This is a genomic window from Nocardioides bruguierae (assembly GCF_023656415.1).
GTDB lineage: Bacteria > Actinomycetota > Actinomycetes > Propionibacteriales > Nocardioidaceae > Nocardioides > Nocardioides bruguierae.
The window spans coordinates 195,508-208,640 of record NZ_JAMOIL010000001.1 but is presented as its reverse complement, the minus strand read 5'-3'; the positions used below and the strand labels follow the sequence as shown (position 1 = coordinate 208,640).

The 13,133-nt window shown below is 75.2% G+C and carries 12 protein-coding genes; 4 read left to right on the top strand and 8 right to left on the bottom strand.

Annotation, left to right across the window (positions count from 1 at the left end; translation table 11 throughout):
- Positions 1–51: 51 nt before the first annotated feature.
- On the bottom strand, positions 52–588 hold the full coding sequence (locus tag M8330_RS01040; RefSeq protein ID WP_250825828.1) for a 2'-5' RNA ligase family protein: 537 nt from the start codon (positions 586–588) through the stop codon (positions 52–54).
- Positions 589–630: 42 nt separating this feature from the next.
- Positions 631–2,166, bottom strand: a complete 1,536-nt coding sequence (locus tag M8330_RS01035; RefSeq protein WP_250825827.1) for a cryptochrome/photolyase family protein — start codon at positions 2,164–2,166, stop codon at positions 631–633.
- Between the two features lie 65 nt (positions 2,167–2,231).
- On the opposite strand from M8330_RS01035, the gene M8330_RS01030 reads away from it, so the two are divergent.
- A complete protein-coding gene (locus tag M8330_RS01030; protein ID WP_250825826.1) occupies positions 2,232–2,999 on the top strand; it encodes a dienelactone hydrolase family protein in 768 nt (255 codons plus the stop codon).
- Between the two features lie 6 nt (positions 3,000–3,005).
- Here the strand turns inward: M8330_RS01030 and M8330_RS01025 are convergent, their stop codons facing one another.
- Positions 3,006–4,133, bottom strand: coding sequence for a response regulator transcription factor (locus M8330_RS01025; protein WP_250825825.1), 1,128 nt, complete (start codon positions 4,131–4,133; stop codon positions 3,006–3,008).
- 286 nt (positions 4,134–4,419) lie between these two features.
- Between M8330_RS01025 and M8330_RS22275 the strand changes: the two genes are divergently transcribed.
- Positions 4,420–4,854: a response regulator transcription factor gene (locus tag M8330_RS22275; RefSeq protein WP_250825824.1), complete on the top strand. Its 435-nt coding sequence runs from the start codon at positions 4,420–4,422 to the stop codon at positions 4,852–4,854.
- A 76-nt stretch (positions 4,855–4,930) separates the two neighbouring features.
- On the top strand, positions 4,931–7,363 hold the full coding sequence (locus tag M8330_RS01015) for an ATP-binding protein (RefSeq protein WP_250825823.1): 2,433 nt from the start codon (positions 4,931–4,933) through the stop codon (positions 7,361–7,363).
- 54 nt (positions 7,364–7,417) lie between these two features.
- Here M8330_RS01015 and M8330_RS01010 read toward each other — a convergent pair whose 3' ends face one another.
- Positions 7,418–7,783, bottom strand: a complete 366-nt coding sequence (locus M8330_RS01010; RefSeq protein ID WP_250051972.1) for a response regulator transcription factor — start codon at positions 7,781–7,783, stop codon at positions 7,418–7,420.
- A gap of 78 nt (positions 7,784–7,861) precedes the next feature.
- Here M8330_RS01010 and M8330_RS01005 point away from each other — a divergent pair, with 78 nt between their 5' ends.
- Positions 7,862–8,632 (top strand): class I SAM-dependent methyltransferase, encoded by a 771-nt coding sequence (locus M8330_RS01005; RefSeq protein WP_250825822.1) that lies wholly within the window; start codon positions 7,862–7,864, stop codon positions 8,630–8,632.
- A 3-nt stretch (positions 8,633–8,635) separates the two neighbouring features.
- On the opposite strand, the gene M8330_RS01000 is transcribed toward M8330_RS01005, so the two are convergent.
- The 4 genes from M8330_RS01000 to M8330_RS00985 all read right to left on the bottom strand — a co-directional run bounded on the left by M8330_RS01000 (position 8,636) and on the right by M8330_RS00985 (position 13,039).
- A complete protein-coding gene (locus tag M8330_RS01000) occupies positions 8,636–9,727 on the bottom strand; it encodes a prenyltransferase (RefSeq protein ID WP_250825821.1) in 1,092 nt (363 codons plus the stop codon).
- A complete protein-coding gene (locus tag M8330_RS00995; RefSeq protein WP_250051966.1) occupies positions 9,724–10,443 on the bottom strand; it encodes a class I SAM-dependent methyltransferase in 720 nt (239 codons plus the stop codon). Before M8330_RS00995 ends, M8330_RS01000 begins: the two co-directional genes overlap by 4 nt.
- Positions 10,430–11,878 (bottom strand): glycosyltransferase family 4 protein, encoded by a 1,449-nt coding sequence (locus tag M8330_RS00990; protein ID WP_250825820.1) that lies wholly within the window; start codon positions 11,876–11,878, stop codon positions 10,430–10,432. The genes M8330_RS00995 and M8330_RS00990 overlap by 14 nt, the downstream gene beginning before the upstream one ends.
- Before the next feature lie 108 nt (positions 11,879–11,986).
- Entirely contained in the window at positions 11,987–13,039 is a 1,053-nt protein-coding gene (locus M8330_RS00985; RefSeq protein ID WP_250825819.1) for a PAS domain-containing sensor histidine kinase, read from the bottom strand.
- Between the last annotated feature and the right edge of the window lie 94 nt (positions 13,040–13,133).

The window sequence follows — 13,133 nt, the reverse complement described above, 5'->3', positions numbered from 1 at the left end:
CCTCGCCCGGTCGGTCGGGACTCGGAGGTCCCGGGCTCGGAGGAACCGCGCTCAGACGGTCGTGGTGTGCCCGGTGTCGGGGTTCCAGCGGCGCACCTCGACCAGCCGGACCTCCGACGTGGCGGCCCCGTTCGCGCTGTCCGCGTCCACGGTGCCGCCGCCCTCGGTGAGTGCCGCCAGCGCGGCAGGCACCTGCCCCGGCTCCAGCCCACGGGCCAGGGTGAGGTGCGGCAGCCAGCCGGCGTGCAGCCGGTCCGGAACCTGTGCCCGCACCGCCAGGGCCCGACGCGCCACGTCGTCGTCCACCTGGACGGGGCGGGCGAGCGTCAGCCGTCGCCGGCCGAGCAGCAGCACACCGCCGACGCGGGCGGTGGCGGGCAGCACGCCGCGCAGGCGCACGTGCGCGACGTCGAGGGCCGCCTCCGGGATGGCCGGGGCCTCCACCAGCGTCACGTGCGGGGCGTTGGTCGGCGAGGGGTGGTCGGCCTGGGAGGGCAGACCGGCGGCGCGCAGGGCCTCCCACTGCGCCCGGACGAGCGCGTCGCCGGCGTCGTCGAGGACGAGCTCGAGGCTGTGGGGTCGACGCACCCGCTCAGCCTGCCACGCGTGCGGACGAGGCTCGCCGGGAGGTCACGAGCTCAGCCACGGCTGGGCCCGGCGGGTGTGGGCGGCCTTCTTCGCCGGGTCCAGCCGCTCGTAGCCGCGGGCCATCATGCTGCTGCGGGGGTTGGCGGAGAAGACGTCCAGGTGGTCGCGCACGAACGTCCAGTACAGGGCGTCCCAGTCGTCGGTCCACTCCCCCGGCGGCAGGTCCGACATCCGGCGCAGGTAGGCGGAGCCGGAGACGTAGGGCTTGGTGGTGACGGCCTCGCCCGCGGCGAACTGGCTCATGGCGTGCACGTTGGGCACCATCACCCAGTCGTAGGCGTCGACGAAGAGCTCCATGAACCACTCGTGCACCGCCTCGGGGTCGGTGCGCAGCAGGCACATGGCGTTGCCGAGCACCATGAGCCGCTCGATGTGGTGGGCGTAGCCGGAGTCCAGCACCCGCTCCACGACCGTGTCGACGGGTGCCAGCCCGGTCTGCGCGGTCCACCACCCGGGCGCCAGCGAACGACCGTGCTCGAGGCGGTTGCGGCTGCGCAGGCGCCGGCCCCAGAGCGTGTAGGTCGCGCGCATGTACTCGCGCCAGCCGATCAGTTGGCGCACGAAGCCCTCCAGGCTCGCCAGCGGCACCTCGTCCGGGCCACCCTCGCGCTCCTCGGCGACCGCGAGGGCCCTGTCGAGGACGTGTCGGGGGTCCACGAGGCCGACGTTCAGCCCCGGGGTCAGCAACGCGTGGAAGACGTGGGCGTGCTCGGCGCTGATCGCGTCCTCGTAGGGGCCGAACTGGGCGAACCGGTGCTCCAGGAAGTCCTCGACCCCCGCCTCCGCGTCGGCGTGGGAGGTCGGCCACCGGAACGCGTCGGGCGCGGGCAGCCGGCCGGGGTTGTCGGGGAACGCGCGGCGGACCCAGTCCATGGCCGCGGCGACCTCGTCGTGGGCCGGCGGCACCGCGACGCGGGGCACGGGGTGGCCGCGCGGCAGCTTCTTGCGGTTGTCCTCGTCGAAGGACCAGCGCCCGCCCACGGGGTCGCCGTCACCGGTGAGGAGGACGCCGAGGCGGCGCCGCTGCCAGGTGTAGAAGTGCTGCATCCGGGCGGCCTTGCCACGGGGGCCGCTCGCGCCGTCCATCTGCGCGACCAGGTCGGCGCGGGTGGTGAGGAAGCCGGGGGTCTCCAGGACGTCGCCGGGCCGCAGCTCGTAGCCGCCGTCGGCGAGGGCGGCGGTGAGGTCCTGGGCGAGCCAGTCGTCCACGACGTCGAAGACGCTCACCGACGTGGGCCGTACCCGCTCCACGACCCGGGCCAGGGCCCGCCGGCTGGTGGTGCGGCCGTCCGTCTCGACGTGCTCCACCGCGAGACCTGCCTCGCGCAGCCGCTGCGCGAAGCGCCGCATCGAGGCCCGGTGCAGCACCAGCTTCTGCACGTGGAAGCGATACTGCCGGAAGAGCAGGTCGTGCTCGAGGAGCACCACGACGGTGCCGGCCGGGACGTCGAGGTGCTCGACGAAGAGCTGGTGGGGCAGCACGAGCCGCAGGTGGCGCTCGTCGGGGCGGTCCGGCATGGGCCCGACGCTAGGCAGGCCCGGACCCGCGGCCGCTCACCCCGGCGGGGGCGTAGCGTGCCGCCATGCGCCACGACGACGCGACCCTCCCGGGCTGGGACCGCCGGTTGCACACCCACGACGGGACCACCCACCCCGTGCACCAGCGGGGCGAGGGCCCGGGCGTGGTGGTCGTTCACGAGGTCCCGGGGCCCACGCCGAGCGTCGTGGCCTTCGCCGAGGAGGTCGTCGACGCCGGCTTCACCGTGGCGCTGCCGCACCTGTTCGGCGACCTCGGCCGCCCGCCCAGCGGCGGGTACCTCGCCCGCACCGTGGCCCGGGTGTGCGTGAGCCGGGAGTTCACCGCGCTCGGCACCGGGGTGACGACCCCCGTGGCCGGCTGGCTCCGCTCGCTCGCGCGCGACCTGCACGAGCGCGTCGGCGGCCCGGCCGCCGCACCCGGCGTGGGCGTCGTGGGCATGTGCTTCACCGGTGGCTTCGCCCTCGCCACGATGGTGGACGAGGCCGTCGCCGCGCCGGTCCTGTGCCAGCCGTCAGCGCCCTTCGCGATCGGCCGACGGCGCAGCGCGGACCTGAACCTCTCCCCCGGTGACCTGGAGACCGTGAAGGCGCGCGTGAGTGCGGGCTGCCCCGTGCTGGGGGTCCGCTACGCCGAGGACCCGCTGGTCGGGACGCGGTTCGACACCCTGCGGCGCGAGCTCGGCGAGGGGTTCCTCGCCGTCGAGCTGGACGGGGCGGGGCACTCCACCGTCACCGAGCAGCGCGACCAGCACGCCGTCGACGAGGTGCTGGGGTTCCTGCGGTCGCGCCTGGTCCTCCCCGGGACCGCCTGAGGAGCCTCAGCCGGCAGACGGACCCTCCGGGTCGGCACCGGTCTCGGCACCGGTCTCGGCACCGGTCTCGGCACCGGTCTCGGCACCGGTCTCGGCATCGGACTCGGCATCGGACTCGGCATCGGACTCGGCGCCGACCTCGGGCTGCGTCCCGAGGTGCTTCTCCAGCTCGACCACGAGGCCGCTCACCCGGGCCAGGGCCGCGTCGAACCGCTCCAGCGGCGGCGCGAGCTCGCGCGAGGCCTCGTCACCGGCCCGTTCGGCACGCGACCGCACCACGTGCACGGCCAGGCGCAGCGCGGTGAGGGCGTTGTTGAGCTCGTGGGTGACCTCGTCCGCGGGTCGCACGTCGGGGTAGTCCGCGCGCACGGGCACGGGCGTGTGCCCCACCGCCCCCAGGCCGTCGGACGCCTCGGCGGGCGTCTCCGCCGGCGCCGGGCCGCCCTCGACAGCGATCCAGCGGTAGCCCGCCCCCGACTCGGTGGCCACGTAGATCGGGGAGCCGGCGTCGTCCCCGATCTTGGCCCGCAGCGACCGGAGGTGGGCACGCAGCGCGGCCCGCGTCTCGTCGCCGTGGCCGGCGTCCCAGACCGTGTGCAGCAGCCAGCGGTGGGTCAGCAGCTTGCCGGGGTTGGTGACCAGCGCCTCGAGGAGCCGCCACTCGGTCGGGGTGAGGTGCAGGGAGCCACCGTCACGGGTGACCGCCCGGCTGGAGAGGTCGACCTCCAGGCCGCCGAAGCGACGCGAGCGCTGGAGGTCGTCGTCGCCGGCGGGCTGCGTGCGGCGCATGAGGGCCCGGAGGCGGGCGACCAGCTCGTCCAGGCCGAACGGCTTCTGGAGGAAGTCGTCCGCGCCGGCCTCCAGCACGGCCACGCGCCGGGCCTGGTCGCTGACCCCGGAGAGGATGAGCACCGGGACGCTGCTCCAGGTCCGCAGCGTGCGCACGAGGGTGAGCCCGTCGGTGTCGGGCAGCCACAGGTCGAGGACGACGACGTCGGGCGCGGCCGTCGCGAGCGTCTCGAACCCCTCGCGACCGTCCGCCGCGAGCAGGACCTCGAACCCCGCGCGGGCCAGGGCGCTGCGCAGCGCCAGCCGCACCTGGGGCTCGTCGTCGATCACCAGCACGCGTGTCATGGCCGCCACTCTAGGCGCACGACCGTGCCCGGCGTCCGACGACTCCCGACATCCGTCCCCGCGATCCTTCACGTCATCTTCACGGGCGACGGGTCGACTTCTCAGGCGTCCTTCACGGCCCGGGAGCGACCGTGGTGCCACCGGCCCTCCACGTCCCCCCGGTGGGCGACCGGAGGGGGCCGGGTCGCCGTCCGCAGGGTCGGCGCCCGGGCCCCGCGCCCCGCCCACGCGCGGGTGCCCGCGACAGCGAGCGGGGCAGCACGGACCCCCAGGACGGAGCACACGCGTGGCACGCATCCTCGTCGCCGACGACGACGAGGACCTCCGCGCCCTGGTGGCGATGGTCCTCGCTGACCGCGGACACCGCGTCGAGACCGTCGGCAGCGGCGAGGAGGCGCTCGGGCTGCTGCTCCCGTCCGCGTCCCCTGCGGTCCACGAGGGTTCCTTCGACGCCGCCGTCCTCGACCTCGCGATGCCGGGGCCCGACGGCCTCGCGGTCGTCCGCGCCCTGGACGCGGCACCCGGTGGCCGCCCCCGCTGCACCGTGCTCCTCACCGCCGACCGCAGCACGCCGGTGCGCGACGCCGCCGCGGCGGCCGGGGTCCCGGTGCTGCGCAAGCCGTTCGACGTGGACGCCCTCGTGGCCCGGCTGGAGGCGCTGATGACCGGCGCCGGCTCGCCGGACGAGGGCGAGCCGGACCCCGACCCCGGGGTGTCCTGAACCCGTGCTGAACCCCGTGCCCGCTCCCGGGCGTTTCACCGCGTCCCGCGGGGCGTCCGAGCCGCATGATGTCCCCGTGCCTGCTTCACCCGCCCCCGGACCGCGCTCGCTCGGCACGTGGTCCCTGCTGGGCCTGCTCCTCGGGCAGCTCGTGCTCGGGCTCGCCGCGGTGGAGCTCTCCGCCGCCGGCGCCCGAGTCGCGCCCTGGTGGCCGGCCAGTGGCATGGCCGCCGCCGCGCTACTGCTCTCGCCCGCGCGCCGCTGGCCACTGGTGGCGGTGCTGATCGCCCTGGTCAGCCTCCTCTCCAACCTCCTCGGCGGACGGCCGTGGGACCTCGCCCTGGTCTACGGCCCCATCCAGGCCGTCGAGGCCCTGGTGTTCGCGGTCCTGCTCGGTGGCCGTCGGCGGCTGCCGGCGCTCGCCTCCCTCGAGGACCTGGTGCGCCTCCTCGTGGCCTCCCTGGCCGCCTCGCTGCTCACCGCCGCCCTCGGCGCCACCGCGGTCGCCGCGCTCACGGACGGCTCGCCGTTCAGCACGTTCCGCACCGTCACCGCCACGCACGCGGCCGCACTGCTCGTCGTGGCGCCCCTGTTCCTGCGGCTGCCCTCCCGGGCGCCCGGCAACCTCAGCGCGTGGTGGCGACCCGTCCAGGTCCTGGCCGCGCTGGGCTCGACGCTGGTGTTCCTGCCCGGTCAGGTCCTGCCGCTGGCGTTCCTGCCCGTGCCGTTCGTGGTGTGGGGCGCCATGGTGCTGCCGGTGCGGTGGCTGGTGGCCGAGGTCATCGTGATGAGCGTGCTGGTGACACTGCTCACCGGCGCCGGCGGCGGGCCGTTCTCGCAGTCTCCCGTCGGCGACCCCGAGATCCGGGACGCGATGGTGCAGCTGTTCCTCGTCGTCCTCGTGCTGGCAGCCCTCCCCCTGGCCATGGCGATGGCGCAGCGTCGCCTGGCGATCGAGGACGCCGTGAGCAGCCGCGAGACCTACCGCCGGGGGATCTCGGAGTCCCTCATCGGCATGCTGATCCTGCGCCCCACCGACCAGGGCCTGGTGGTGCTCGAGGCCAACGAGCGCGCCGCTCGGCTGCTCGGCCCGCCCCAGGGCGTCCTGCTCGGCCGACCCTGGGAGGCCGGGCTGGGCCCGCACCGGGCTCAGGTGTCCGCCGTCGTCGAGACGATGGCCGCCGGAGGCAGCCCCCTGTGGGAGGACGAGGTGGTGCTCGACACCGAGCCGGTCCGCACCGTCCGCCTGGCCCTGTCCTACCTGCGCGGCGCCGACGCGGATCGCCGCACCGCCGGCGGCCACCTGGTGGTGGCCCAGCTCGTCGACCTCACCGACGAGCGCCAGGCGCTCCAGGACCTCGGTGACGAGCGGGAGTTCACCACGGCCCTGCTGCGGGGCACCACCGAGATCGGCATCGTCGGCACGGACCGCGAGGGCCGGCTCACCTACGTCAACACCGGCACCGAGCGGATGCTGGGCGTCAGCGCCGCCGTGCTCGTCGGACGTCCGCTGCGGGACCTGCACCCGCCGGCCGAGATCGCGCACGCGCTGGCCGACCTCGACCCCGGCGCCGACGAGCCGGACGTGGTGCTCCTGCGGGCGGCCCGCTCGCACGGCCCGGACCGGCGCGACTGGACCTGGGTGCGGGCCGACGGCAGCCACCTCACCGTCACGCTGCGCACCCGTCCGCTCCAGGCCGCCGACGGCCGCGAGCTGGGCTTCCTCGTGGTGGCCGACGACGTCACGGACCGGCGCAAGCGGGAGGCGTCGATGCGGGCCGCGCTGGCCCACGAGCAGGCGGCGGTGGAGCGGCTGGAGGACCTGGACCGCACCAAGAACGAGTTCGTCTCCTCGGTCAGCCACGAGCTGCGCACCCCGATGACCAGCGTGCTGGGCTTCACCCAGCTGCTGAGCTCGGGGCACCTCGGCCCGCTGACGGAGCGGCAGAAGGAGTCCTTGGCCCGGATCGACCGCAGCGGCCGCCGGCTGCTGGGGCTGATCGAGAACATCCTCACGCTCTCCCGTCTGGAGTCGCGCCGCGACGACCTCGACCTGACCACCGCCGACCTGCGCGACTGCGTGAGCGCGGCGGTGGAGGAGACGTCCGAGATGCGTCGCACCCGTGACCTCACCCTGGACCTGGCCCTGCCGGGCAGCCCGGTGCCCTCCTGGCTCGACGCCGAGCAGATGGAGCGCGCGGTGACCAACCTGGTCACGAACGCGGTCAAGTTCACACCCGACGGCGGCTCGATCACGGTCGAGGTCGTCCGGGACGAGGCCCACGACCGCGTCCGGGTCACCGACACCGGCCTGGGCATCCCGCCCGAGGACCGCGCCCGGCTGTTCGAGCGGTTCTTCCGCGGCGACCACGCCGTGGAGGCCACCGTGCAGGGCACGGGGCTGGGGCTGTCCATCGTGGAGACGATCGTGCAGGCCCACGGCGGCGCCGTGGAGGTGACCTCCGAGCCCGGAGTCGGGTCGACGTTCGAGATCGTGCTCCCGCGCTGATCCGTCGGCGCTGATCCGTCGGCGCTGATCCGCGGGACCGCCGGCGCGGCCCCGTCAGCCGAGGAGCTTCTCGACCCGCCCCAGCAGCTCGACGATGTCGAAGGGCTTGACCAGGTAGTCCGAGGCGCCCGCGGCCATGCCGCGGCGCTGGTCCTCCTCGCGGGCGCGAGCCGTCAGCATCAGCACGGGCAGGTCGGCGTGCGCACCGTCCGCGCGCAGGCGGGTGCACGCCTCCACACCGTCGACGCCGCCGGGCAGCGAGACGTCGAGGATCACCAGGCCCGGCCCGTGCTCGGCGACCAGGTCGAGACCCACCAGGGCCTCGGTGGCCATGTGCACCTCGTGCCCGGCGTCCTCCAGGAGGAGGCGCAGCAGCTGGTGCACGTCCGGGTCGTCCTCGACCGCCACGATCACTGCCATGCCGCATACCCTAGTGCGTGCCGGTCACCCGCGAGTGCGACCCGCCCTGACACGTCCGGGCCTCCTAGGCTGACGGGCGTGCACCCCGCGCCCGCCGACCCCGCCGACCCGGACCCCGCCGACCCGGACCGCGTCGACCCCAAAGCCCTGCGAGCGCGGGCGGCCGCCGTGCCGCCCGTCGAGTCGCGGCTGCAACGGCTCTCCGACGAGGCGGACGGCTTCATGCCGGTCGACGAGGGCGCCGCCCTGCACCGGTGGGCACGGGTGGCCCTCGACCAGGCGCCGGCCCCGCTGCTGGAGATCGGCACCTACTGCGGCAAGTCCGCCATCCTGCTCGGTGCCGCGGCCCGCTCGGCGATCGGCCGGGAAGGCGCCCCGCCCGTCGTCCTGACCCTCGACCACCACCGCGGCGCGGAGGAGAACCAGGCCGGGTGGGAGCACCACGACCCGTCCCTGGTGGTGCCCGGCCTGGGTCTGATGGACACGCTCCCCCGCTTCCGCACGACGCTGGCCGCCACCGGCCTGGAGGACGTGGTGGTGCCCGTGGTGGGCCGCTCGCACACGGTGGCCTCGTTCTGGACCACGCCGCTGTCGCTGGTCTTCGTGGACGGCGGCCACGCCGAGGAGCACGCCCAGGGCGACTTCGAGGGCTGGGCGCACCACCTGGTCCGCGGCGGCCTGCTGGCCGTGCACGACGTCTTCCCCGACCCCGCTGACGGCGGTCAGGCCCCCTGGCACGTGCACCAGCGTGCACTGGCGACCGGCTGCTTCGTCGAGGTCGACCACGTGGGCTCGCTGCGGGTGCTCGTCCGCACCCGCGGCGAGGCGGGCGAGCCGCTCGAGGGCTGAGCCCTACGCCTCCGGGGAGATCGGGAGGGCGTCGGGGCAGCCGCACCGCAGCCCGGTCTCGGGCGGGTGCGGGGCGAGGCCCTCGCCGCGCATGATCCCCGACCCGCCCGTGCCGGTGCCGTGCCGGGCGGCGAGGGCGTCGACCGCGAGGACGACGGCGGCGGCGGTGTAGGTGGTGCGCTCCTGCGGCCAGACGACGTCGTCGCCGTAGACCCAGCCGGTCCAGTACCCGCCGTCCTCCGCGCGCAGGTGCTGGACGTCGGCCAGCAGGCGGTGCGCGTCCTCGTGGGCGCCCACGGCGTCCAGCGCCATGACGAGCTCGGCGGTCTCGGCGCCGGTGACCCAGGGGTTGGTGTCGACACAGCGGATGCCGAGGCCGGGCCGCACGAAGTCGTCCCAGCGGGTCGCCAGGAGCGCCTGTGCCTCGGCGCCGCGCACCGCACCGCCGAGCACCGGGTAGTACCAGTCCATCGAGTAGGTGGACTTGTCCAGGAACCGGTCGCGGTGGTGCCGCACCGCGTGGCCGAGACGTCCGGTCGCGGCCTCCCAGCGCTCGCGTCGACCGGGAGTGGAGTCCTGGACGAGGTCCAGCAGGGCCAGGCCGGCGCGCAGCGACTGGTAGACGCTGGAGGAGCCCGCGAGCAGTGCACCCTCCTCGGTGGGCGTCCAGGTCAGGCCGCCCCAGTCGGCCTGCTGGGCCACCACCCAGTCCAGGGCACGGGCCACGGTGGGCCAGCAGCGCTCCACGAGGGAGGAGTCGCCGCGCACCTGCCAGTGGTGCAGCACCCCGACGGCGAGGTAGGCGGAGATGTTCACCTCGCCGCGCGCGTCGGTGACCTCGCCGCGCTCGACGCGCATGGGCAGGGAGCCGTCCGGCCGCTGGAGCCGCAGCACCCAGTCGTAGGCGGCCTCCGCCTCGGCGACCCGGCCGCCGACGAGCAGCGCCATCGCCGCCTCGACGTGGTTCCAGGCGTCGGCGTGCTGGCCGGTGGTGAACGGCACCGCGCCGTCCGGCTCCTGCATGGACGCCAGCGACGCCGCCGTCCGCTCGACCTCCGCGACCGTCAGGACGCCCGGCAGGCTCGGGACCCTCACGGCACCTCGGGCTTGCGCAGGTAGACCACCAGGCTCTTGCCGATCAGCGGGTCCAGCACCCGGCCGGCCCAGCGCAGCACGCGCGGGGCGTCGGTGATCTCCCAGACCAGGAGCCGGTGGTAGGCGCGCACCAGCGGGTGCGTGTCGTTGTCCACGCCGACCGCGCACTTGAGCCACCAGTAGGGGCTGTGCAGGCCGTGGGCGTACCCCGTGCCCTCGACCACGAGGCCGGCGCCGGTGAGCTTCGCGACCAGCTCGGCGTCGGTGTAGATCCGGATGTGTCCGCCCTCGACCGTGTGGTACTCCTCCGAGAGCCGCCAGCTCACGATCTCCGGGAACCACCGGGGCACCGAGACGGCCATGGTGCCGCCGGGACGCAGCACGCGGACGAGCTCGTCGATGGCGGCGATGTCGGCCGGCAGGTGCTCGAGCACCTCGGCGGCGACGACCCGGTCGAACTCGCCGTCGGCGAAGGGCAGGGCCAGGGCGTCGCCCTCGACGACACGGGCCGCCGCATCCTCGGGCACCTGCCCCTCCAACCGCATGGCACCGAACAGCTCCTCGACGCCACGCAGCTCGGCGGCGTCGCGGTCCAGGGCGACGACGTCGGCGCCGCGTCGGTAGGCCTCGAAGGCGTGCCGGCCGGCCCCGGCGCCCATGTCGAGCAGCCGGTCGCCGGGCACCAGGCCGAGGCGGTCGAAGTCAACGGTCAGCACGGAGGTCCTCCTGGAGCGGTGCGGGCAGGGGGTCGGACGGGACGCCGCCGGTGCCGGGCGGCCCGAGCGGTGGCGCGGCGGGGGCCGCGGTGAGGCGAGTGGGCACCAGGGCGCGCGAGCGTCGGCCAGGACGCGGCGGGGCGGCGTGCCAGGCGGCGACCGTCTCGGCGTGCACCGCCGCCGTCCGCTCCGCCACGGCCTCCCACGTGAACAGGGACCGGGCCCGCTCGCGGGCGGCGGTGCCGTAGCGCGCGCGCCGGTCCGGGTCGTCCAGCAGGCGGGCGAGCGCCTTCTCCAGGGCGGCCTCGTCGCCGGGCGGCACCTGGTCGGCGCAGAGGCCGTCGGGGCCGACCACCTCGGGGATGGCACCGGCGGCGGAGACGACCAGCGGGGTCGCGCACGCCATCAGCTCGGCCGTGGGCAGGGAGAAGCCCTCGTAGAGCGAGGGCACGCAGCCGACCTCGGCCGACCCCATCAGTGCCACCAGGTCCTCGACGTCCAGACCGTGGACGAACCGGACGCTGTCACCCAGGTCGAGCTCGGCGACGAGCCGCTCGGTGGGACCGCCCGGGCGGGGACGGCAGACCAGCACCAGCTCGACCTCGCGCCCGGACTCGCGCAGGCCGGCCACGGCGCGCAGCAGGGTCGCCACCCCCTTCATGGGGGCGTCCGCGCTGGCCAGGGCCACGATGCGGCCGGGGACCCGCGGCTGCGCCGGCGGCACGAAGTGCTCCTCCACCCCCAGCGGCACCACCCGCACCCGGGCGGGGTCGACGCCGAACTCGCGGACGACGTCGGCGGCCGCGGCCTCGGAGGGGCACACGAGCACGCGGGAGGCGCGGGCCACCCGGGCCTGCATGCCGAGGAAGCCGTACCAGCGGCGCAGGCTCAGGCGGCGCAGGCTGCCCTCGCGCAGCCGGGGGGCCGCGGCGATCTCGACGCGGCGGTCCACGGTGATCGGGTGGTGCACCGTGGTCACGACCGGGAGCACCCGCTCGACGTCGAGCAGCCCCGCCCCGAGCGTCTGGTTGTCGTGGACGACGTCGAACTCGTCGGCACGCTCGGCCAGCATCCGCGCCACCCGCAGGGAGAACGTGCGCGGCTCGGGGAAGCCGCCCGCCCGCATGGTGAGCACCTCCTCGACGTCCACGAGGTCGCGCAGCTCACCGAGCCGCGGTGTGCGGAACGGGTCCGGCTCGCGGTAGAGGTCGAGGCTCGGGACCGGGGTCAGCGTGATGCTCCCGGACCCTTCCGGCAGCGTTCGTGCGTCCGGGGCCTCGCCGCCGGGCAGGTCGTCGAGGACGGGGTAGGGCTGCCCGGAGAAGACCTCCACGGTGTGCCCGGCGCGAGCGAGCGCCCGGCTGAGGTGTCGTACGTAGACGCCCTGGCCGCCTCCGTGCGGGAGGGAGCGGTACGACAGCAGCGCGACGCGCACGCTCACCTCCTCCTCGGCCCACGGCCGTTCACCGCCGTCCGGGACGACGGCCTCGTCCCCCGGACCCTACTCACTGGTAGGACAGCTGGTGGGAGGCGGTGGGTCTCCTCACACCGCGGGGAGGGTGACGATCAGGTCGGTGCCGCCGTGTCGGCCGGCGTCCGCACGAGCCGTACCGCCCATCAGCTCGCACAGCTGACGCACGACGGCGAGGCCCAGACCGAAGCCGCCGTCGCGCTCCGCGCGGGTGCCGCGCTCGAACTCGCCGAACACGGCCTCCCGGTCGTCCTCCGCGATCCCGCGGCCCCGGTCGGCGACGACCACGTCCACCATCGCCTCGGCCGCGGGCGTCACGACGACGTCGACCCGCGAGCCGCGGGGGCTGTACTTCGCGGCGTTGGTCAGGACGTTGGTGAGGACCCGGCGCAGCGCGTCGGGGTCGGCGAGCACGTAGACGCCCTCGCACGGCTCCACCACGACCTCGTGCGTGCGCAGCACGCCCCCGAGGTCTCCCACCAGCGCCGGGAGGAAGGCGCCGAGGTCGACGGGCTCCGGTTCGATCTCGACCGTTCCGGTCCGGAGCTTGGCCTGCTCGACCAGCTGCTCGACCATCCCCATCACCCGCTTCGCGTTGGAGCGGATGCGCTGGGCGAAGTCGACGAGCACCGGGTCGTCGAGGTCGGAGGCGAGCAGCTGGGCGTAGCCCTCGATGCTGGTCAGGGGGCTGCGGAAGTCGTGACCCAGGCCGGCGATGAAGGTCTCGCGCGCACGCTCGACCGCCCGCTGCTCGGTGAGGTCACGGGTCACCTTGACGAAGCCGGTGTGCTGCCCGTTGTCGTCATGGACGGCGGTGATCACCACGTCGCCCCAGAACCGGGTGCCGTCGCGCCGCACGCGCCACCCCAGGTGCTCCGTGCGGCCCTCGGCCAGAGCCAGGGCCAGCAGCTGGTGCGGCAGCCCGGCGGCCACGTCCTCCGGCGGGTAGAAGGTCTCGAAGGACCGGCCGATGATCTCCGGCGCGCTCCACCCCTTCACCAGCACGGCGCCCTCGTTCCACGACGTCACCAGCCCGCGGGGGTCCAGGGTGATGATCGCGTAGTCCTTGATCTGGGCGGCCCAGTCGAGGCGCTCCAGCGAGGGCAGGGCCGTCTCGTCGTGCACCCCCGAACCATAGGCCCGTCCACCCCGCCCGCGCGGCAGAACCGCCCGGGCCACCCTGCCGGGCGCGGCACACGTCACGTGCGGTCTCGACCGG

Coding starts and splice junctions, on each gene's coding strand:
- M8330_RS01010 (WP_250051972.1), bottom strand. CDS start 7,783: ATGGCAGTGATCGTGGCGGTCGAGGACGACCCGGACGTGCACCAGCTG.
- M8330_RS01035 (WP_250825827.1), bottom strand. CDS start 2,166: ATGCCGGACCGCCCCGACGAGCGCCACCTGCGGCTCGTGCTGCCCCAC.
- M8330_RS01025 (WP_250825825.1), bottom strand. CDS start 4,133: ATGACACGCGTGCTGGTGATCGACGACGAGCCCCAGGTGCGGCTGGCG.
- M8330_RS01030 (WP_250825826.1), top strand. CDS start 2,232: ATGCGCCACGACGACGCGACCCTCCCGGGCTGGGACCGCCGGTTGCAC.